The sequence below is a fragment of the uncultured Mailhella sp. genome (assembly GCF_944324615.1).
Taxonomy (GTDB): domain Bacteria; phylum Desulfobacterota; class Desulfovibrionia; order Desulfovibrionales; family Desulfovibrionaceae; genus Mailhella.
In genome coordinates this window covers 1-19,142 of record NZ_CALUWY010000051.1, presented here as the reverse complement: position 1 = coordinate 19,142, position 19,142 = coordinate 1, and the positions used below count along the sequence as shown (strand labels likewise).

General features: G+C 59.6%; 15 protein-coding genes and 1 other RNA gene. 4 read left to right on the top strand and 12 right to left on the bottom strand.

Annotated elements, in window-relative coordinates; all coding sequences use genetic code 11:
- The first annotated feature begins 330 nt into the window (after window positions 1–330).
- Together Q0K07_RS09960 and ssrA are read left to right on the top strand one after the other, a co-directional pair.
- A complete protein-coding gene (locus tag Q0K07_RS09960; protein WP_294558868.1) occupies window positions 331–1,581 on the top strand; it encodes an HD domain-containing protein in 1,251 nt (416 codons plus the stop codon).
- Between the two features lie 318 nt (window positions 1,582–1,899).
- Window positions 1,900–2,278, top strand: a transfer-messenger RNA (tmRNA) gene (ssrA, locus tag Q0K07_RS09955).
- A 361-nt stretch (window positions 2,279–2,639) separates the two neighbouring features.
- Here the strand turns inward: ssrA and Q0K07_RS09950 are convergent.
- A complete protein-coding gene (locus tag Q0K07_RS09950; RefSeq protein WP_294558866.1) occupies window positions 2,640–3,167 on the bottom strand; it encodes a hypothetical protein in 528 nt (175 codons plus the stop codon).
- Window positions 3,168–3,201: 34 nt separating this feature from the next.
- Window positions 3,202–3,615, bottom strand: coding sequence for a hypothetical protein (locus Q0K07_RS09945; RefSeq protein ID WP_294558864.1), 414 nt, complete (start codon window positions 3,613–3,615; stop codon window positions 3,202–3,204).
- A gap of 128 nt (window positions 3,616–3,743) precedes the next feature.
- On the opposite strand from Q0K07_RS09945, the gene Q0K07_RS09940 reads away from it, so the two are divergent.
- The gene (locus Q0K07_RS09940; protein ID WP_294558863.1) at window positions 3,744–4,349 is read left to right on the top strand and encodes a recombinase family protein; all 606 of its coding nucleotides are present in this window, start codon (window positions 3,744–3,746) and stop codon (window positions 4,347–4,349) included.
- Window positions 4,350–4,664: 315 nt separating this feature from the next.
- Window positions 4,665–5,099, top strand: a complete 435-nt coding sequence (locus Q0K07_RS09935; RefSeq protein ID WP_294558861.1) for an Rrf2 family transcriptional regulator — start codon at window positions 4,665–4,667, stop codon at window positions 5,097–5,099.
- A 7-nt stretch (window positions 5,100–5,106) separates the two neighbouring features.
- Here Q0K07_RS09935 and Q0K07_RS09930 read toward each other — a convergent pair whose 3' ends face one another.
- The 10 genes from Q0K07_RS09930 to Q0K07_RS09885 all read right to left on the bottom strand — a co-directional run bounded on the left by Q0K07_RS09930 (window position 5,107) and on the right by Q0K07_RS09885 (window position 18,481).
- Window positions 5,107–6,495: a sigma 54-interacting transcriptional regulator gene (locus tag Q0K07_RS09930; protein WP_294558859.1), complete on the bottom strand. Its 1,389-nt coding sequence runs from the start codon at window positions 6,493–6,495 to the stop codon at window positions 5,107–5,109.
- A 750-nt stretch (window positions 6,496–7,245) separates the two neighbouring features.
- Window positions 7,246–8,157 carry a carbohydrate kinase family protein gene (locus tag Q0K07_RS09925; RefSeq protein WP_294558857.1) on the bottom strand — a complete coding sequence of 304 codons (912 nt, stop codon included), beginning with the start codon at window positions 8,155–8,157 and terminating at the stop codon, window positions 7,246–7,248.
- Between the two features lie 88 nt (window positions 8,158–8,245).
- The gene (locus Q0K07_RS09920; RefSeq protein ID WP_294558856.1) at window positions 8,246–9,136 is read right to left on the bottom strand and encodes a class II fructose-bisphosphate aldolase; all 891 of its coding nucleotides are present in this window, start codon (window positions 9,134–9,136) and stop codon (window positions 8,246–8,248) included.
- Between the two features lie 84 nt (window positions 9,137–9,220).
- Window positions 9,221–10,285 (bottom strand): aldose epimerase family protein, encoded by a 1,065-nt coding sequence (locus Q0K07_RS09915; RefSeq protein WP_294558855.1) that lies wholly within the window; start codon window positions 10,283–10,285, stop codon window positions 9,221–9,223.
- 189 nt (window positions 10,286–10,474) lie between these two features.
- Window positions 10,475–11,530 carry a TRAP transporter substrate-binding protein DctP gene (dctP, locus tag Q0K07_RS09910; RefSeq protein WP_294558854.1) on the bottom strand — a complete coding sequence of 352 codons (1,056 nt, stop codon included), beginning with the start codon at window positions 11,528–11,530 and terminating at the stop codon, window positions 10,475–10,477.
- A 108-nt stretch (window positions 11,531–11,638) separates the two neighbouring features.
- Window positions 11,639–12,952: a TRAP transporter large permease gene (locus Q0K07_RS09905; protein ID WP_294558853.1), complete on the bottom strand. Its 1,314-nt coding sequence runs from the start codon at window positions 12,950–12,952 to the stop codon at window positions 11,639–11,641.
- A gap of 47 nt (window positions 12,953–12,999) precedes the next feature.
- A complete protein-coding gene (locus Q0K07_RS09900) occupies window positions 13,000–13,524 on the bottom strand; it encodes a TRAP transporter small permease (protein ID WP_276819396.1) in 525 nt (174 codons plus the stop codon).
- Window positions 13,518–15,701: a TIM-barrel domain-containing protein gene (locus tag Q0K07_RS09895; RefSeq protein ID WP_276819397.1), complete on the bottom strand. Its 2,184-nt coding sequence runs from the start codon at window positions 15,699–15,701 to the stop codon at window positions 13,518–13,520. Before Q0K07_RS09895 ends, Q0K07_RS09900 begins: the two co-directional genes overlap by 7 nt.
- A gap of 116 nt (window positions 15,702–15,817) precedes the next feature.
- Window positions 15,818–17,176, bottom strand: coding sequence for an L-fucose/L-arabinose isomerase family protein (locus Q0K07_RS09890; protein WP_294558852.1), 1,359 nt, complete (start codon window positions 17,174–17,176; stop codon window positions 15,818–15,820).
- A gap of 453 nt (window positions 17,177–17,629) precedes the next feature.
- Window positions 17,630–18,481, bottom strand: a complete 852-nt coding sequence (locus Q0K07_RS09885) for an NAD(P)-dependent oxidoreductase (RefSeq protein ID WP_294558851.1) — start codon at window positions 18,479–18,481, stop codon at window positions 17,630–17,632.
- Between the last annotated feature and the right edge of the window lie 661 nt (window positions 18,482–19,142).

Here is a 19,142-nt window from a genome sequence, read left to right as displayed (position 1 = left end):
GTCAACCAGATACCACTGACGGTCGATGTCGGCCGGGGTCGGGCTGAAAGTTTTCATGAAAATATCTCCTGTCCCGCAGAAAGCGGAACCGCATGAGTGTGCCGTTGAAGAGGCGTAGTCACAAAAAGGCTTCCCGCCCGCCGGGGCGAAGAAGCACATTCCTCGTTACATTCGTTCCTTTGTGCAGGGAAACCGGAGACGTCCCACCCGCAACGGGGAGCCGGCGAAACGCACCTTGGGAGCGGCTACCAGACCGCCGTTCCCTTGCCAGAACAATCGAAAGAAGGTATTTGCCATAAAACGGAAGATTAAGCAAGTGAGGAATCGGCCATGCGGAGCATAAGAAAAAGCCTTCTTCAATTTATTTTCTCCGGTGCGAACATGCGGCGCTGGAACGACAAGCTCCGGCCCGTGGAACTGTTCGAGCTGGACAAGCAGGCCCACAAGATGATCGTGGCCTTCCTCCTCTGGCAGCAGAATGCGACGCATCTTTCGGAAGAAGAGCACCGCCGCATGGGAATCGACATCATCGAAGGCGGCATTTTCGATTATTTCTACAGGCTTATCATTACCGACATCAAGCCGCCCGTCTTTTACCGCATCAAGGCCAACAAGGAACACTATGCCGAGCTCACCGCCTGGGCGCTGAAGGAACTTGAACCGCGCATCCGTCCGCTGGACGAGGATTTCTGGCAGAGGCTCGTGCGTTATCACCAGCGGCCCGCCGAAGAGGCGAACCGGCTTTCCGACCGCATTCTGAGCGCCGCGCACATGTACGCCTCGCGCTGGGAATTTTCCCTCATCGAACCGCTCAACGGTTTTGATGAGGAAATCAAGGAAATCGGTCCCTCCTTCAACAGGCGGCTGCTGGCCCTGAAGGACGTGGAGGGGGTGAACGAGCTGCTGGCCGGTTCCGGCACGGCGCTTGCCCGCATGGCCAATCTCTGCGGCCAGCTGCGCTTCCAGATACGCTGGGCGCAGACGCCGCGCGTGCCCGCCACCTCCGTGCTGGGGCACATGTTCATCGTGGCCGTCTATGCCTACCTCTTCAGCCTGTACCTTGACGGATGCGCCCAGCGGCGCATCAACGACTTCTACTGCGGCCTGTTCCACGACCTCGCGGAGCTGCTCACCCGCGACATCATCACCCCGGTGAAGCGTTCCGTGGCACAGCTGCCGGAAATCATCCATCAGTATGAGGATGAAGAGCTGCACAGCAAAATTCTCGATCCGCTGGAACAGGAAGGCTGCGGCCATATCCGCGAACGGCTCGCCTACTATCTCGGCCTGGCCTCGCAGTCGGAATTCAGCGACACCTGCCGCGTGGACGGAACCATTCTGAAACAGGACGGCTTCCCCGCCCTGCAGGAAAACTTCAACCGCGACGAGTACGACCCCAAGGACGGGCAGCTCATCAAGGCCTGCGACACACTGGCTGCCTTCATCGAGGCCTACAGTTCCATCCATAACGGCATGGGGTCCCCCCATCTTTACGAGGCCATGGCAAGAATGCGGCGCGAATGCAGCGGCATACGGCTCGGTTCCTTCAGCATGGCTCCGCTTCTGGCCGACTTCGACTGACCGGAAAAGCCCCTGCCCCTTCCGGCCCTTTTTCCATGCCCGAAAAAGCCCCCCCTGGGTTGCCGAAGCCCTGAAGAAAGGCCCGGAGAAGGCATGCTGCGCCGCATGGCCCCCGGCCCCTCGCGGGCGATTTCCCCGCGCCGTTCCGCTCCCCGGGAACGCCTCCCCCGGGGGAACTTCCGGAACAATGCCCTTTTCCCGGAGAATCCGCGCGGCGCCCCTCTTTACGAAACGGCCTTTCCTGCGTATATTAATAATGCTTCGCGCTTGAAGCGCGGGCTGGTCTTTCTGACCCATGTCAGCAAAGGCCTCCGTCATGGGGGCGCATTGGTTTCGACGGGGATGCTGGAAGCCATGGTTGCAGGTCGAGGCGCCGCTGGCCTCGTAAAAAGCGGCAACAAAGTAATTGCCAACAACGATTACGAATACGCCTACGCTGCGTAAGCGGCGGGGCACCCTGACGGCCTAGACCGTCACGCCGAAGCGGCCGACGCCCGATACGTCGCCGAGGCGCCAATCCATCGGGCTGGCGTACGTCTGTTCCTTCCGGGGCGTGCGTGAGACTCTACGGCGGGATAACTGACGGATGCCCGTCTGCGGGCAAATCCTGAGGCGAAAATTCATACGCAGACTATACCTGTAGAGGCCTTGCGTGGACCTTTCTCGGACGGGAGTTCGACTCTCCCCGCCTCCACCAGAAAAGTCGACAAACCCCGAAGGGGTTAAAAAATATGCTCCCCATGCTGCGACACGGAACGGTTGCAGCCGGGGAGCATTTTTTTATGCCTTGTCTGCGCGGCGCATCCTCTGCAGGACGCTTCACCGCCGCACACGGCATGAACTCCATGAAACCTTCATGCCCAGGTCAGAACATGACCGCAGCCGGTCCGGTCGCGGAACATCGTATGCGACAGCGGCTTTCTTCCGACGAGAAAACACAGACATAAGACAGGATCTGTCTCTTCCATACCCCGTCATGGCAGTCATGGTGTTCATTCAAGCATGCATGCCTGTGCCTTGTGCGCAGCACGGACATGAATGAAGCAACATCGGTATTATTATATCTTTTTATCGAAAATATTTTTCTTGCTCTGCACAAAGCCCGTCACATCATCCTTGACCTTTTTCAAGGTCAGGGACTTAAGATTATAGCCGGTAACATCCATATTGTCATTACTGAAGGTGATGACAAGATCATCCCCCGACATCTTACCGGAGATGGTCCCCGAAGGATGCTTGTCATTCCACTTGTCAAAGGACACATCAGCAACGCATTCAGCAGTAAAAGAACCGGCATCGCTCTTCGTAATTTTAAAAAGCAGAGCAGGTTCTGCGTCGCCGATATAGAACAGGGTATGCACCCTGCCGTTATATATCGTCAGAAAATAGTCGTCGCCATTAACCGACGCTGTAAACCCCTGAGGTTCAGCATAATTTATCCCGGAAGATGCCGAACCGGTCATGGCAATGAACGTATTTTTCGTCGAATTCACAAAGCTATCCAGAGGATTCTGAGTATTGCCGACACAGGCCGAAGCAGAAAGGAGAATCCCGAGAGAACACGTTAACATGCACAATTTATTCATATTAACCTCCATATTTTTTTGGAGAAATCTACGATCATCCCCCTGCAATGTCAATATTACTGAGACATGATATTAACATATTCTTCATTCCTGCAACAGCAGGACTCACATAAAAAAGAAAAAAATACTTCTGTTTGCGAACGAAGGCATGCTGCATCATCAGAAAAACCATGCCTATACCGGCAGGGCAGGCACCGGAATGCCGTTTATGTTCCATGAAAACAAGGCCCTGTGAAACATGCCGCAGCTCTCCCCCATGCTGAACTGCGGATGCAGACGCAGCGGCCGTGCCCGCGCTTTCTGCTGCCGGCCTTCCGATATCTGCGGAAAAACGCCCCGCTCCGGCCCTTCTTCCGGCGCAGAAAAGGCCTGCAAGGCATGGGGCAGAACCGCTCCTTTCCAGAAGGCGCTCTGCAGAAGGAAAAGAAGATTCCTGAATACGGTCCAAGACTTGCGTATCCTGCCGGCTGAAGGAAGAATTCAGGTTCAACCATTAACATCCGGCTTTTCCATGAAGCCGGACTCGTCCCCCCGTGACGAGAACAGGAGTTCCACCTTCAGCCAGGGAGAAAACCCATGGGAAAAACCTACGGTTACATCCGCGTATCCAGCATCGACCAGAACGAAAGCCGTCAGCGTCTGGCCATGCAGGAAAGAGCCATTGCCGACGAGCACCTCTTCATCGACAAACTTTCAGGCAAGGACTTTCACCGCCCCCGGTATCTGGCCATGCTCCGCCGTCTGAAACCCGGAGACCAGATCTGCATCACGAGCATCGACCGGCTCGGGCGCAACTATGAGGAAATCAAGGAACAGTGGCATATGCTCACCAAGAAGAAAAAAGTGGATATTCTGGTGCTGGACATGCCGCTGCTCGACACCCGGAGGGACAAGGACCTTCTCGGCACGTTCATTGCCGACCTGGTGCTCCAGGTTCTGTCGTTCGTGGCCCAGAACGAAAGGGAAAACATCCGCAGGCGACAGGCCGAGGGCATTGCCGCCGCCAAGATCAGCGGCACACGCTTCGGCCGGGAACCCAGCCCGCTGCCTTCGGCGTTCTCGCGCGTGTATGCGCTGTGGAAAGAGGGAAAAATCAACACGTCCGAGGCTGCAAGACGCTGCGGCATGGCCCGCTCCAGCTTCCGCTACCGGGCGGGACGGTATATCAAGAACACCCCGTAGTCCTTTTCCGGACTCCGGCGACAGTTCCGCATCCCCCCTTCCCCGCTTCACCATGAAGGCCGCGCGTGCATGCCGGGCGCGGCATGGTCTCATGCGCCCCGGGACATAAAAAATGCGGCAGAAAGACAGAATGCGGCCTTTTTTCTCGACCTTTCACCGCCGATCTGGCATGGTTGTCATTATTTGCCCCCTCAACATTCCGCAAGGGGCCTCCTCCGCAGGAATACGGCAGAGAGACGGCCCGTTGTGGAATCCCGGCATGTTCCGAGAGAGGAACACTTCCCGGGTTCCGGCAGAAACCGGCAGGAGAAGATCATGAAATTTTTTACCAAGAGCCGTTATGCCCTGCGCGTGATGATTGAACTTGCCCGGCATCATGATCAGGGCAACACGCCCCTCCGGGATATCGCCGCCTCCCAGAACATCAGCCTCAAGTACCTCGAACAGATCATCGTGCCGCTGAGCAAGGCGGGCCTGGTGAAGGGCGAACGCGGCAGTCAGGGCGGCTACCGCCTGGCGCTCCCGCCGGAACGGTGCACGGCGGGGGATATTCTGCGCGCCGTGGAAGGGAGCCTGGCGCCGGTGGACTGTCTCGCCCCGGACGGAGCACAGTGCGAACTTCGGAAGGAATGCGCCTCCGTGCATTTCTGGAACGGACTCGGCGCATGCATGGAACGCTATGCCGACAGTGTGACCCTGAGCGACCTTGCCCGGACAGGCCGGAGCTGCGCCGCTTCGTGCAGACGCTGAAGGCGTGTCAGTCGAAGGTGACGCCCCGCTTCTCCAGCTCCTTGACCTTGCGGAAAATGGTGCTGCGGTCCACATCCAGTTCCCGGGCAACCCCGGCAATGCTGCCGTATTTGTGCATGGCCGCCCGGAGCACCACGCTTTCCACATCCTTCATGATGTCCTTGTAGCTGCGCCCGTCGAACACAATGGGCGAGGAAGCGTCGTTTTCCGTGGCATAGCCGGGCATGGAGGCGGCAAAGGGCAGATGGGAGGGCTGCACGACTTCTTCCGGGCAGAGCACGGCAATGCCCTGTATGGTATTCTTGAGTTCCCGCACGTTGCCCGGCCAGGAATAATGCTGCATGAGCTTTTCCGTCTCGGGAGCAAACGACAGCTTGCGCCCGTACTTGTGCGCATAGAAATCAAGAAATACCTGCGCCATGGGCAGGATGTCGTCGCGCCTTTCGCGCAGAGGGGGCACCTCAAGCACGGCAATCTTCAGCCTGTAGTAGAGATCGCTGCGGAACTCGCCCTCGGCCACGGCCTTTTCCAGATCACGGTTGGTGGCCGCAATGACCCGCACATCCAGCTTCCGGGGCGTGGTCGCGCCCACGCGCAGCACTTCGCCGTCCTGAAGAAAGCGCAGAAGGCGCGTCTGCATGGCGATGGGCAGTTCCCCTATTTCATCGAGAAACACCGTACCCGTGGAGGCGGCCTCTATGAGCCCCACCTTGCCGTTCTTGTTCGCTCCGGAAAAGGTGCCCCCCACATAGCCGAACAGCTCCGTTTCGATGAGCTGAGGGGAAATGCTGCCGCAGTCCACCTTGATGAAGGGCCGCTCCGCCCTCCCGCTTTCCGTATGGATGCGGCGGGCCAGCACGTCCTTGCCCACGCCCGTTTCCCCGAGTATGAGCACCGGCGCATCCGTCTGCGCAAGCACGCGGATCTTGCTGTACAGGCGCACCATGGCCTGACTGTATACGATTTCCGGCATCCGGCTTTCCTGCTTGGAGGAATTGCTGAGCTTGGAAAACACGTCCAGCAGTTCCTTCTGAAAGGCCACCTTGCCCCTCAGCTCCTGAAGACGGCTCTCGTCGCGCATGAGCGTGACGCAGAAGGCCACATGCCCGTTCTTGTCGAAAAGAGGATGCCCTTCCAGCACAAGTCGGCGACCGTTGGAAAGCGTCTGTACCTTGGTCACCATTTTCCCCGTGCGGAGCACCTCGGGATTGAGGACGACGTCGAAAACGCCCTTCCCAAGAAACTCCAACACATTATGTCCCATCATGCTGTCATGCGGAACACCAGTGAGGGCCTCATGCATGGCATTGACGAAAAGCACGACGCCCTGCGTATCCGTCACGCAGACGCCGTCGCTGAAGACGTCCAGAAGCTGATCGATGTGATTTTGCAACATGGTCCGCCCCTGTGCTGTTGAAATTCCTTTTATTATAATAAAATACGGCCATCTTGGCAATCAGAGCCGAAAAGGCGCAAAGATGACTTCTCCCCGTGGAGAAGCTGCGCTTTGCCGTGCCTGCGGCAGGCGGCACCATGCCGCACCGGGAGAACGATACCGGCGGGATGTCTTTTTCCGCTTTCCGGCGGCCATGGTCAAGAGGCTGAAGGCCCCGTGACGGGCCTCCCTTTCCCGAAACGGCAGAAAAACGCCGCAGCGCGGAAAAACAGGACGCCCTCCCCTTCCTTTCCATGGCAAAAGCACAGAAGGGGCTGCACCACCGAAGCGCAGCCCCATTCCCGGCCTGCGGGCACTCTCTTTATGCCGTCACACTCCCCGTCGGGATGTTGCCCCCCTTTCTGCATGCTCCGGCATGCGTCCGCCCTTGTCGCCGCAAGCAGCCTGCACGGCGAAACGTCCGGGAGACGTGTTTTTTCCGTCACGCTTCCGCTGATCCTACAGAAGCGTTCCGGCGTTAAAACATGAAGGGGATTCACCGCAATGCGGTGAATCCCCTTCATCTTCAAGGAAGACGGCGTCCCTTCATGCGCGGGGTCCTTTGCAAGGACCCGCCCCCGGGAACACATGGCTGTAAAAAACCTTTCTTACAGCAGGCTGCATACATGTTTCCCACGTTCCCGCGGCTGTTGCTCTTGTGTACCGGGGAAGGTCGGGGGACACGAGGATGCCGGCTCCTCCAAAAGTCCGTTATGCGCGGGCGTCCCTTTCCGCAAGGAAGGCATCCACATCCGCGCTGGTGGGAATGCCGTCCCAGCCGTGGCCGTTGCGGCACAGCAGCGTGGAGGTGGCGGAAGCGCGGCGCGCGGCTTCCAGCACGCCGTAGCCCTGCGCAAGGCTCGCGGCCATGGCGCCGTGGAACACGTCGCCGGCGCCCGTGCTGTCGGTCACGGGGACATCGGGGAAGGTGGGAACACGGCTGATGACGCCGTCAATGTTCCAGAGAGAACCTTCCACACCCTGAGTGGCGGCCACAACACCCTTGCAGATACGGCCGAGTTCGGTCAGCGCTTCCATGGTGTCGTCCATGCCCAGCATCTTCTTCATGCCCAGATCCGCGCAGATGACATAGTCGGCACGCTTCACACAGGCCAGATATCTGGGATCATCGGAAACCACGTCCACGTCGAGCAGCACCTTGATGCCCCGCTTTTCCGCCTCGTCCATGACGTGAGGCATGACGGAAAGCCAGCGCATGTCGCTCAGAATGAGGGTATTGGAATCCAGCGTATCCACGGGAAGGGCTTCGGCGCTGATGTCCATGGCGGGGTCGGTATAGGCGAGGATCTGACGATCGCCCGCGGGATCCACCATGATGCAGGAAGAGGAAGTGCGGGAATTGGGGCAGGTCACCATGCCAGAGACGTCCACGCCCTTGCCCGCCAGAAGGTCCTTAAGCCACCGGCCTTCGGCATCGTCGCCGACGCGGCCCCAGAAGGCCGTTTTCACGCCCAGACGCGAAGCAGCAATGGCCGCGGTGGGGGCAGGGCCGCCGCCGCGCATGGTCACGCTGGTCGTGCCCAGTTTCTGGGGGCGGCTCATCAGTTCGGAGACCTGATAGACGCGATCAAGAAAAAGATTGCCGATGCAGACAATATTCATATTCAGGCTCTCATGGGCGAGCGGCTGTCCGCCCGTCTGTGGTGAAAAAAAAGCTTCCGGCCGGGGCCCCGGCCGGAAGCGGGGAGGCTTATTCGCCCTGCAGCAGATGTTCGGGCAGGCTGTTGCCGGTGACGGTGCAGTCCTTCACGCGGCCGGCGGAACCGAACAGTTCCATGTAGTGGGCGGCAAGGGCGCGCACGCCTTCGCGGCCGTCTTCCAGAAGGGCGAGAAGGTCGCAGTCGGGTTCCACGGCCAGACGTTCACGGATGCGCTTCACGGCAGCACCCTTGAGGGCGGTGTTGATGTTGATCTTGCGCAGACCGTTGCGGGTGGCGGTGCGGATGGCGTCTTCGGTCACGCCGGAAGCGCCGTGCAGCACCAGCGGCACGCCGATGGAGCTCAGACGACGGAGCAGGTCCTGATCCAGATCCATGGAGCTGGTCTTCATGCCGTGGATGGAGCCCAGGGACACGGCCAGGAAGTCGACGCCGGTGCGTTCGGCAAATTCCGCGGCCTGGTCGGGATCGGTGTACATGATGTCGGCGCGGCTGCCGCCGGGCATGGGCACTTCACCCACTTCGCCTTCGGCGCTCGCGCCGTAGTCGTGGGCCATCTGCACCATTTCCTTCGTCATGCGGATGTTCTCTTCAAAGGAAAGGGAAGAGCCGTCGAACATCACGGAAGAAGCGCCGAGACGCAGGGCCTTGCGGATGAGGCCGAGATCGCGCGCATGGTCGATGTGCAGGGCGAAGCGGCCGCTGCTCTGTTCCATGACGGAGAAGCACAGGGCCATGATGTTTTCCATGCCGATATGCTTGTAGGCCTGAGCGCCCAGGGCGAGGATGGCCGGAGCCTTCATTTCTTCAGCAGCCTTCACCACGCCGCCGAGGGTGGTGTAGTTGTGCACGTTGAAGTGACCGACGCACCAGTCTTTGGCGGGGTCGAGGGCAAGAAGTTCGTTCATTGTATAAAAGGGCATGGGGAACCTCGCAGGGGGTTAAATGGGTGAAGGGATAACGGCGAGGGGCGGGAGGAAACGCACTCGTCCCGCCCCGTTTCTACTTTACCAGCTGAAACGATGCATGGTGTGCGTGGTGCGGGTTTCCCCGGCCTTGAGCACAATGGAGGGGAAGGAAGGCTGGTTGGGCGCATCGGGGAAGAACTGGGTTTCCAGGCACAGGGAGTTGAAGGCCTGATAAACCACGCCGTCCTTGCCCTCCCAGTGACGCAGGCTCAGCTTGGAGCCGTTGTAGAACTGGATGCCGGGCAGATCGGTGGACACCGTCATGGTACGGCCGGAGGCCGGATCGCGCAGTTCCGCGGCGAGGGTGAGGCCGGCTTCGGAGGAAGGAGTGCCGTTCAGCACATAGTTCACGTCGAACATGCGGTCGGGAAGACCGGGCAGAGCCATCTGATCGCCGATGCGCTTCATGGAGGTGAAGTCATAGGCGGGATCCTTGGACACGGGGCGGATTTCGCCGGTGGGGATCATGTTGCTCTGCACGGGGGTGTAGGCATCGGCATACAGGCGCAGTTCATGGCCTTCGATGCTGGGGGAATCGTGACCGGCAAGGTTGTAGTAGTTGTGGTTGGCAAGGTTGACGATGGTGTCCTGATCCTTCGCGGTGGCGGTGAAGTTCAGGGCCACGCCGTTGTCTTCGTCGAGGCTGATTTCGGCCACCACGTCGAGTTCGCCGGGATAGCCCTGTTCGCCGTCTTCAGAAGTTCTGCGGAGCACCACGCGGGACACGCCGTCTTTTTCTTCCGCTTCGGAAGACCACACAAACTTGTCGAAGCCGCGGAAGCCGCCGTGCAGATGCTGGCCGGTGGGGCCTTCATTGCAGGGCAGATGATAAGTCTTGCCGTTCAGGGTGAATTCACCGTTGTGGATACGGTTGGCGACACGACCGGCGAGGATGCCGTAGCAGGGATGGCCGTAGAGATACTGGGCGAGATTGTCGAAACCCAGGATCACGTCGGCGGGGCCGTTCTTGCCCGGCACCACGAGGCGGCGCATGATGCAGCCGTAATCGAGCACTTCCACTTCCATGCCGTTCTTGTTGGACAGCACAGTGGCATTGATATCCTGATTCCAGAATCTGCCGAAAGGTTTGACACTGACAGCCATGATGATTCTCCACAATAGCAAAGGGTAACAGAGAGAAAAAAAAAGGGTCGGCAGGCGTGACCGGCCTCCCGCCTCGGCGCAGAAGCGCCTTCCATGACGGGCTTGTCCAAACGCCCACCCGCTTGGGCGCTTGGAGAAATCCTCATGGAGGCCGGGGGGAACATCCCCCCGGCCGGAAGGATTACAGAATTACTTCAGAGCGTCAAAGGAGGCGCGGCGGTTCTGTTCGAACTTGGAAGCGTTGGCGATGGCCGCATCGAGTTCCTTCAGGAATTCGGCGCCGCCTTCGGTTTCCTGCAGGTACATGTCGCGCAGGGGCTTCACCACTTCGATGAACTGGGCCTTTTCTTCAGCAGTGGGGAAGTAGGTCTGGCCGCCGGCCTTGGCAAAGGCAGCGTAGGCGGGACGTTCCATATCCATCTGCACGCCGTTTTCCACGATGCCCATCAGCTTGAAGCCGTCGATGAGGGCGTCCTGGAATTCCTTGGGCAGGCTCTTGAAGTAGTTGGCATCCATGAACCAGGCGGAGAACATGAAGTTGTGGCCGTCGAGGGTCATGTACTTGGCCTTTTCATGCAGACGCACGGCGGTGAGGTCGGTGATGGAGTTCAGGGTGCCGTCCACCACGCCCTTGCTCAGAGCGTCATACACTTCCATGAAGGGGATGGGGGTGGGGGAAGCGCCGTTCAGACGAACCTGTTCCTGCTGCACCTTGTTTTCCACGGTACGGAGCTTGAGGCCCTTGAGGTCGGCGGGGCTCTTCACGGGATGCTTGGCGTTGGCATAGTTTCTCCAGCCCGCGCTGTTGGAGAGGCTCATCATGAGCAGCTTGCCGTTGGTATTCTTGTAAATGAGTTCACGCAGCTTGTCTTCGAAGGGGCCGGAGAGCACGTTCTGAGCCACGGTTTCGGAAGGCATGATGTAGGGGATATCCAGAGCGGCGATGGGGGGATACACCACGGCGATGCCGCCGGCGGTGGCGGGGTAGATGTGCACCACGCCGGCTTCCAGGGACTGGAAGCATTCAATGGGGTTGCCGCAGAGCTGAGCGCCGGCATAGATGTCGATCTGCAGCTCACCACCGGTACGGTTTTCCACATACTGTTTCAGGAACAGGGTGGAAGCGTGCTCGGCGGTTCCTTCATTGGAAAGGAAGTCGAGGTTCAGCACGGTCTTGGCCTCGGCGGCGCAGGCGAGGCCGAGCACGAGGGACAGGGACACAACGGACTTCACAAAGCCTTTCATAGGGGTATCCTTTCGTTAAAGGTTTATGTGCCATGGAAACCGCTTGGATAAACGGCCCTTCCTATGCATGGTTGAAGGCGGACGGCCCGTGCGGGCCGTCCGCACGGATTACATGAGGCCCCAGGCCTTGGGCAGGAACAGAACGGTTTCGGGGAAGTAGCTGAAGACGCACAGCAGAACGGCAAGCACTGCGAAGAAGGGCAACATTTCCTTGACCAGCTTGTCCAGGCTGACGCCGCTGATGCCCTGCGTCACGAAGAGCACCAGGCCCATGGGAGGAGTGATGAGACCGATGGTGAGGTTGATGACCATGACCACGCCGAAGTGGATGGGATCGATACCCACGGCCTCCATGGCGGGAGCGAGGATGGGGCCGAGGATCAGGATGGTGGGACCGGCGTCCATGATGCAGCCGACCAGAAGCAGGGTGATGTTGACAAGCAGGAACAGCAGGTGCGGATCGCTCGTGAGGGCCACCAGGGCGGAACCGAGCATCTGCGGGGTATGACGCAGGCTTACCACGGAGGCAAACGCCACGGCCGCGCCCACGAGGATGAGGATCTTCGCGGAAGCGATGGCGGAGCTGGCGAAGATGCGGGGCAGATGGGAAGGCTTGATCTCACGGGTGTAGAACACACCGAGCAGCAGGGCATAGAAGGCGGCGATGGCCGCAGCTTCGGTAGCCGTCATGATGCCGCCGAGGATGCCGCCCATGAGGATGACCGGGGTACCCAGGGGCAGAATGGCCTTCTTGGCCGCCTGACCGCGTTCCGCCCAGCTCGCACGGGGCTTGGGATCGGGGAACACGCCGGAGCGCGCACGGAAGGCGATGACCGACATGAGGCCGCCCGCGATCATGAGACCGGGAATGATGCCGCCCGCGAACATGGCCGCCACGGAGCAGTTTTCCACGAAGGCGTACATGATCATGAGGCCGCTCGGCGGAATGATGGGGGCGAGGATACCGGCGGAAGCGATGATGGCCGCGGAGATGCCGTCAGGATACTTCATTCTCCTCATGGCCGGAATGAGCATCCCGCCCAGGGCCGAGGCGTCGGCCACGGCGGAACCGGAACCGCCGGAAAGCATGACGGAGGCGAGCACGCACACATGTCCGAGACCGCCGCGGAAATGCCCGATGAGAGTTTCGGCGAAGGTCACGATGCGCACGGTCACGCCGCCGGCGCTCATGAGTTCACCGGCAAGCACGAAGAAGGGAAGAGCCATAAGGGCGAAGCTGTCAACGCCGTTCCACAGACGCTGCATCAGCAGGGGGAAGAAGGCCCACTGGCCGTTCTGGGCAAGGTCGATACCCGGCGCAAGCAGAAGCACATAGACGATGGGGAGGCCTATGAGCACAAGACCGAGGAAGTAGACCAGATAAAACATTTTGAGTGCTGCGATCTTAGCAATGATATTCATGAAAAACTCCGGAAATCATGGATATTTCAGCAGTAACGCCGCCTGAATCAAGCCGCGCGGCTTTCATCGAGTTCCTTCAGCCTGTCCGGGTTGCCGAGGCAGGGAATAAGCTTGAGGAACCACAGCAGGCTGGCAAGAAACGTCATGCAGAAGCTGTAGGGCAGCACGATGGAAACAATCCACATGGGCAGCTGCATGGCCATGCTGACGGCGGAGAAGGAGCGCTGGATGTAGAAGTAGGACTGATACACGCACACCGAAAGCACAAGGAGAGCCAGAGCTTCGGTAACGAGGGCCAGCACCACGCCTGTGAAGGTATGACGCATACGCTGAACGAGAAAGTCCAGAGCCACCAGTTCCCCGCGCTGCTGCGCATAGGGGAAGAGCAGGAAGGTGATCCACACCATCATGAAGCGGGCGCTCTCTTCCGTCCAGGTGATGCTGTAACCGAAGCAGTAACGCAGAATAACATTCAGCGTCACCACGGCCAGCATACCCGCCATGAGCACGGTGCTGATCTTGACGGCCACGCCGTTGATCCGCCTGATCAGATTGTCAAGCATATTCAGCATATATTCCCTCCGGAAAAAATATATTCATGAAGCTTTTCCGGTTCCACGACGCTCACATGAGCGGCGGGAACAAGCTTTCCGTTCTCAAAGGCGACTTCATCGTCGTAGGCGCAGGAATGCTCGGTGACTCCGCCGAAGGAAACAACGGCGGCGACGCGCTTTCCATTTTCGATTTCACCGGTGTGATTCACCACGGGACCGAGCTTGAGCACCGCACCTTCGCGCACGAAGACGGGGATGCGGTCGAGGGCGACGGTTTCTTCCACGGTACGGTCGCCGGCAACGGCCTTACCCGTCCAGAAGTCGTACCAGGTGCCCTTGGGCAGACGATAGCGCACCTTGCCGCCTTCGCGGACCACGGGCACGACGAGCAGACTGTCGCCCAGCATGTACTGAAGTTCGAAGGGCCACACTTCGGGCTGATCGGGGAAGGAAAGCACCATGGAGCGCATGAGAGGCATACCCGTGGCGGCCGCCTGAGCGCTGGCGTCGGACAGATAGGGGATGAGGCGGTAGCGCAGACGCACCCAGCGGCGGCAGATGTCTTCCGCTTCAGCGCCGTAGGCCCAGGGTTCGCGCGGTCCTATGCCGTGGAAACGCATGTGGGAGCCGAGAGCTCCGGCTTCGGTCCAGCGCACGAACAGTTCGGGCGTGGGCTGATCGCCGTAGAAGCCGCCGATGTCGGAGGAATAGTAGGGAACGCCGCTCATGCCCCAGGAAAGACCGCCGAGGATGGAACCGGCAAGTCCGCCCCAGCTGGACTGGGAGTCGCCCGCCCACTGGATGGGAGCCCGCTGGCTGCCCGCCCAGCCGGAACGGGACCAGCAGAGTGCGTTTTCGCCATAGTAACGGCGTCCGGCTTCGTAGACGCAGAGGTTGTACAGCAGAGAATACACGTTGTGGATGCGGATGCCGTCGTCGCCGTTGCAGGCGTACATGTCGGGCAGCACCTGTTCGCCGAAGTCGGCCTTGATGCAGTCCACACCGGCATCAAACAGTTCCTTGTGGCGGCCGCACCAGTATTCCCAGGCTTCGGGATTGGTGAAGTCCACAAGGCCGCTGTTGGGCAGCTGGGTCAGGACCTGACCGAAGGGGCCGGGATCAAAGGCGTATTCATAGGCCTTGCCGTCCTTGTCGCGGAGCAGCCAGCCCTTTTCCGCCATTTCGCCGAAGAGCTTGTTCTTGATGGAGACCAGCGGATATTCCCACACGCAGATCTTGTAGTTCATGGCCTTCAAGGAATCGCAGAAGGCCTTGGGATCGTCGTAACGGGTGGGGTCCCATTCAAAGGCGAAGCGTGTGTCGGTATCCTGCCAGGCGCGGCCGTCGATGGTGATCACGTCGCAGGGCACGTCCATCTCACGCATCTTGGAAGCGGCTTCCAGCGTTTCGGCGGGCACGCGGTAGTAGGCCTTGGAGAGCCAGAGGCCGAGGCTCCACACCGGGGCCTTGGCGGAACGGCCGGTGAGGTGCGTGTAGCGGCGCAGTATTTCGGCGGGAGTATCGCCGAAGAGGAAGAACAGATCGAGCACGGCGTCCTTCACGTCGAGGCAGAGGCTCTGGTTGGCCCACTGCTGATAGCCGACGCCGATGCGCACATAGGCGGGAGTGTTCACGAACACGCCGTAACCTTCGGGAGACCACACGAAGGGGCAGTTCTTGTAGCAGACGGAGCTGTTCACGCCGAGGGCGTCTTCATTCCACATGTCCAGCAGCATACCGCGACGGTTCAGCCCGGCGTAGTTCTCGCCGCCGCCGTACACGGCCACGCCGAAGGGCAGGCCCAGAGCGGCAAACCAGCCTTCTTCCGTGGCGGCCACGGGAGGCAGGCGGAACTTGCGGACGAAGTGGCTGTCTTCGGTGACGGGCAGCACGACCTTGCCGTTCTTTTCCAGGCTGTAGGTCAGGGGGGAGCGGGTCAGACGAAGCGCGTATTCACCGCTGGAGCAGAGCACATCATCCTGGCTTTCCAGCACATTCAGGGCCAGACGTTCGTCCTTGGCGCATACAATACCGTAATCGTTGACCTCAGCGTCGCCGAGGCGGACGCGGAAGCAGCCTTCCGCATACACCGTGACCTCAAGCTTTCCGACATCGGTGGAAAAAACAGCCTTGTTCTCGGCAAGAGAAGCCAGGGCCAGCCCCTTGCATGGGGATAGATTCTCAAATTTCTGCATAGTGCTCTGCCTTGTTCTGCTATGACTGATGTTGCAAAGAAATTTCTTCGGAAATAGGGAAACAGTCGGATACGAAAACGGAGACGAACCGTTACGGCCCGCCTCCGTTCCCTGTATTACGCCTTGGTGAGATCCACCACTTCGAGGCCGACCATTTCGGCTATCATTTTGAGCTGTTCGCGGCAGTCGCCGTACACGATGCCGGAATGATGTTCCATACCCTCGGCAATGAGGTTCTTCATGAACTGTTCGGCAGGGATGTCCATGCGGGCCACGCCGGCGGTGCCGGAGAAGGCCAGAGGACGGCTGATCATTTCACCGCCGCCGATGAGCAGGCGCAGCTTGCCCTTGCCCTGGCTGATGCGGGCCAGCGTGAAGCGGCCGGGCTTCAGGCAGAATTCCGAAAGCAGGGGAAGCTTGCGGTTGGAATGAATGGTACCGCGGATGGGGCCTTCGGGATCGGCCATGTCGATGGGGGCCTGGCCGCAGTGCCAGAACACCACGGTGTTGTCCTTCACGTCCACGTCCACAAGGTCGGTGTTGAAGGCGCCGGAATGCTGCAGGCGGGTGAGCAGAAGAGCGGTGAGCACGCCGTAGAGGTCGCCTTCGCAGCCGCAGGGCACGCCGTCTTCATTCATCATGGCCATGGCGCCGCAGGCGGCCGCGCCGTAATGGGTGAAGAAGTGGGGCCAGCAGCGCACGGTCATGCCGAGATAGCCCTGTTCGGCGGCCTTGTCGCGCATGCGGGCGTAGATCTTGCAGGTCTTGATGGTGGCGTCGTGGTCGAGTTCGCCGAGGTTCGGGAACTGGGCGGCGCGGCGGGCATAGGGTTCGTCGGCCACGCTGTCGGGCTGAGCCTTGGTTTCGTTGATGAAATCAAGGATGTCGATATGATCGGTGGTCATACCGAACAGGCGGAACAGATCGTTGGGGTTGAAGTTGCAGGCGTCGAATCCGTCGGGATGTTCGCCGATGAGCAGGAACTTCTGGCCCTTGAGCTGGTTGAGCACGGAAGCGGCCTGAGCGGCATGGAAGATTTCCGTGGCGGCTTCGGGATCGGAAGAATCCTTGTGCACATGCACGATGCTCTTGCCGTGGCGGCTCAGAGCATGGGAGGCCAGGTTGACGCCGCAGAAGGAGTTGAGCAGCAGACGGCCGCCGGTGCGGGCTTCGGCCCAGGACCACATGATGACGGGCTTGCCCAGCTTGAGGGCGGCGGCCACGGTGCTCTCGGCGTCGGTGAAGGTCACCTGAATGACCAGAAGAGCGTCCACATCGGCCGCTTCAATGGCGGGCAGAGCGGCTTCGAGCGCGGCGGCGTCGTACAGGATTTCCTTGCCGCCGATAAGCTCGGCGTCCATGGCGGCGAGCGTGTTCAGAGCCTGAGCATGAACCTTGGCGGCAAATTCGGTATCAAACGTAGAACGACCCAGGGCGAGCACACCAAGCCTGGGCTTGCGAACGGTATAAGACATTGTGTCCCTCCAGATAATCTTGACTTCAAAAGGCGACTGCGCCTTTCTGACCTGCCTCAAACAATACCGCCTGCCGGCTGAAACGGCACTTCCATGGATGATATCCATTTCACGTCCGTCATCACCATATATGACGGCATAGTCATATTCTCGTCACGAAGCATATCAATTTTCAATAATTAAGCAAATGCAAATACCCTCATCAGAGAATATTTTATCCTTATTAACAAATGCTTAGATGTATTTTTCCTGTATATATCTTTTTTGTTAAAATACTGGTCTTTTATTCACATGCCATAGTACACTATATCTTCCGCATGAAACCAATAAAAGCAAACCGTACAGGCGCAACTACCGCTCTGTTTTTATATCGAGGCGGTACATCTGCGACCTGTAACAATCTGTTTACGGCCATACGGAAGGAAGGGTGGCGTGCGCCACCCTTCGCATGCCTTACTTCGTGATCTTGTAGACGGCGCAGGAGTCTTCCATGCCCATGCCGGCCTCGCTGGCCTGGGTGTAGTAGGCATAAGCCTGTTCGATCATCTTGGGTTCATAACCCCAGTCGCGGGCCATGGCGCAGCCGAGGCGCAGGTCCTTGGCGGTGAGGTTCACGCCGAAGCGGGCGGCATAGTCGCCGTCGGCGATCCAGGGGCCGCGCACGTCGAGCTGGAAGCTGCGCGCGCCGGTGTCCTGAAGCAGTTCGATGAGCTTGTGGGGTTCCATGCCGGCCAGGGCGCCGATGCGCATGCCTTCGGCAAGAACGGCAAGGTTGGACATGCCGATCAGGTTGCTGAGGAGCTTCACAGCGCAGGAGGCGTTGACGGTGTTCACGTCACGGGGCTGACCGATCTTGGAGAAGAGGGGCATCAGTTTATCAATGGCCTCGCGGTCGCCGCCGATGAACAGGGGTTCTTCGCACTTGGCGGCCATCTGCGGGGTCTTGCCCACGGTGGACTGGATGTAGGCGATACCCTTGGCATGAGCGGCTTCGGCCATCTGATTGGCGGTGCCGGGGTCGATGGTGCTGAATTCGACGTGGATGGCGCCGGCCTTCATCTTCGCATACAGGCCGTCTTCGCCGAGCACGGTGCCGGTCACATGCTGAGGCATGGCAAGGCTGGTGCAGAGCACGTCGCAATCGGCAAGTTCATTACGGTCATGCGCGACCACGGCCCCGTCGGCCACGAATTCTTCGGCGCGCTGCACGTTGAGGTCGAAAACCTTGACCTTTTCACCGGCACGCAGAATGTTGCGCGCGATGACGCCGCCCATATTGCCCAGACCGATAAAACCAAACTGCATTTTTAACTCCTTTCCTCAGGAAAAAGGCTTGCCGCGCATGGCGCGATCATGAAGAGGAACCCTGCGTGAAAATCCGCCCGGCAACATGCCGGAGCGCCCCGCGCCTCCCGCCGGGAGAACCCGGTTTTCACGACTTTTCGCCCGGCGCACGCTTCCGAAGGGAAGCCCCGACGGCCTCTGCCCCCGGAAGGCGGGCGCCCGCAAGGCCGTGACAGGGCACGTCGTGCACCGACGGGCCTCAACGTGGCGTGGCAACGAAGGAAAAACGGCAGATGCCGGACTTCCTCGCGTCACCGGCCCGGACATGCTGCATGGACAGAATATCCGGGAAATTCCGTTCCCTGGTCGTGGTTCCGCGGTATCTGACGGTGGCCCTGCCAATATACCCGTTCTGATTTTCCACGTCCAGAGATTTGCTATCAAAAAGACACAGACAAGCAGGGGGCCTGCGCAGGCCTGCCCCCTGCCTTATGGGTTCTGTATCCGGTTCATGCCCCGCTGCGGAAAGGGGAATCCGCAATCGGAGGCAGGCTCCGGGGTTTTCAGGAAGGGCGGGAGCCTTCCGGCTCCCGCTTCCCGGTTTTCTTACATATCGGTGTGTTCGGTACGGGCGATGACGTCGTTCTGCAGGTCACGGGAGAGGTCGCAGAAGTAGGCGCTG

What these genes read in the sequence shown, in the direction of transcription:
- Q0K07_RS09960 (WP_294558868.1), top strand. Translation starts at nt 331, where the DNA reads ATGCGGAGCATAAGAAAAAGCCTTCTTCAATTTATTTTCTCCGGTGCG.
- Q0K07_RS09890 (WP_294558852.1), bottom strand. Translation starts at nt 17,176, where the DNA reads ATGTCTTATACCGTTCGCAAGCCCAGGCTTGGTGTGCTCGCCCTGGGT.
- Q0K07_RS09935 (WP_294558861.1), top strand. Translation starts at nt 4,665, where the DNA reads ATGAAATTTTTTACCAAGAGCCGTTATGCCCTGCGCGTGATGATTGAA.
- Q0K07_RS09905 (WP_294558853.1), bottom strand. Translation starts at nt 12,952, where the DNA reads ATGAATATCATTGCTAAGATCGCAGCACTCAAAATGTTTTATCTGGTC.
- Q0K07_RS09930 (WP_294558859.1), bottom strand. Translation starts at nt 6,495, where the DNA reads ATGTTGCAAAATCACATCGATCAGCTTCTGGACGTCTTCAGCGACGGC.
- Q0K07_RS09925 (WP_294558857.1), bottom strand. Translation starts at nt 8,157, where the DNA reads ATGAATATTGTCTGCATCGGCAATCTTTTTCTTGATCGCGTCTATCAG.
- Q0K07_RS09900 (WP_276819396.1), bottom strand. Translation starts at nt 13,524, where the DNA reads ATGCTGAATATGCTTGACAATCTGATCAGGCGGATCAACGGCGTGGCC.
- Q0K07_RS09950 (WP_294558866.1), bottom strand. Translation starts at nt 3,167, where the DNA reads ATGAATAAATTGTGCATGTTAACGTGTTCTCTCGGGATTCTCCTTTCT.
- dctP (WP_294558854.1), bottom strand. Translation starts at nt 11,530, where the DNA reads ATGAAAGGCTTTGTGAAGTCCGTTGTGTCCCTGTCCCTCGTGCTCGGC.
- Q0K07_RS09915 (WP_294558855.1), bottom strand. Translation starts at nt 10,285, where the DNA reads ATGGCTGTCAGTGTCAAACCTTTCGGCAGATTCTGGAATCAGGATATC.
- Q0K07_RS09920 (WP_294558856.1), bottom strand. Translation starts at nt 9,136, where the DNA reads ATGCCCTTTTATACAATGAACGAACTTCTTGCCCTCGACCCCGCCAAA.
- Q0K07_RS09895 (WP_276819397.1), bottom strand. Translation starts at nt 15,701, where the DNA reads ATGCAGAAATTTGAGAATCTATCCCCATGCAAGGGGCTGGCCCTGGCT.
- Q0K07_RS09940 (WP_294558863.1), top strand. Translation starts at nt 3,744, where the DNA reads ATGGGAAAAACCTACGGTTACATCCGCGTATCCAGCATCGACCAGAAC.
- Q0K07_RS09885 (WP_294558851.1), bottom strand. Translation starts at nt 18,481, where the DNA reads ATGCAGTTTGGTTTTATCGGTCTGGGCAATATGGGCGGCGTCATCGCG.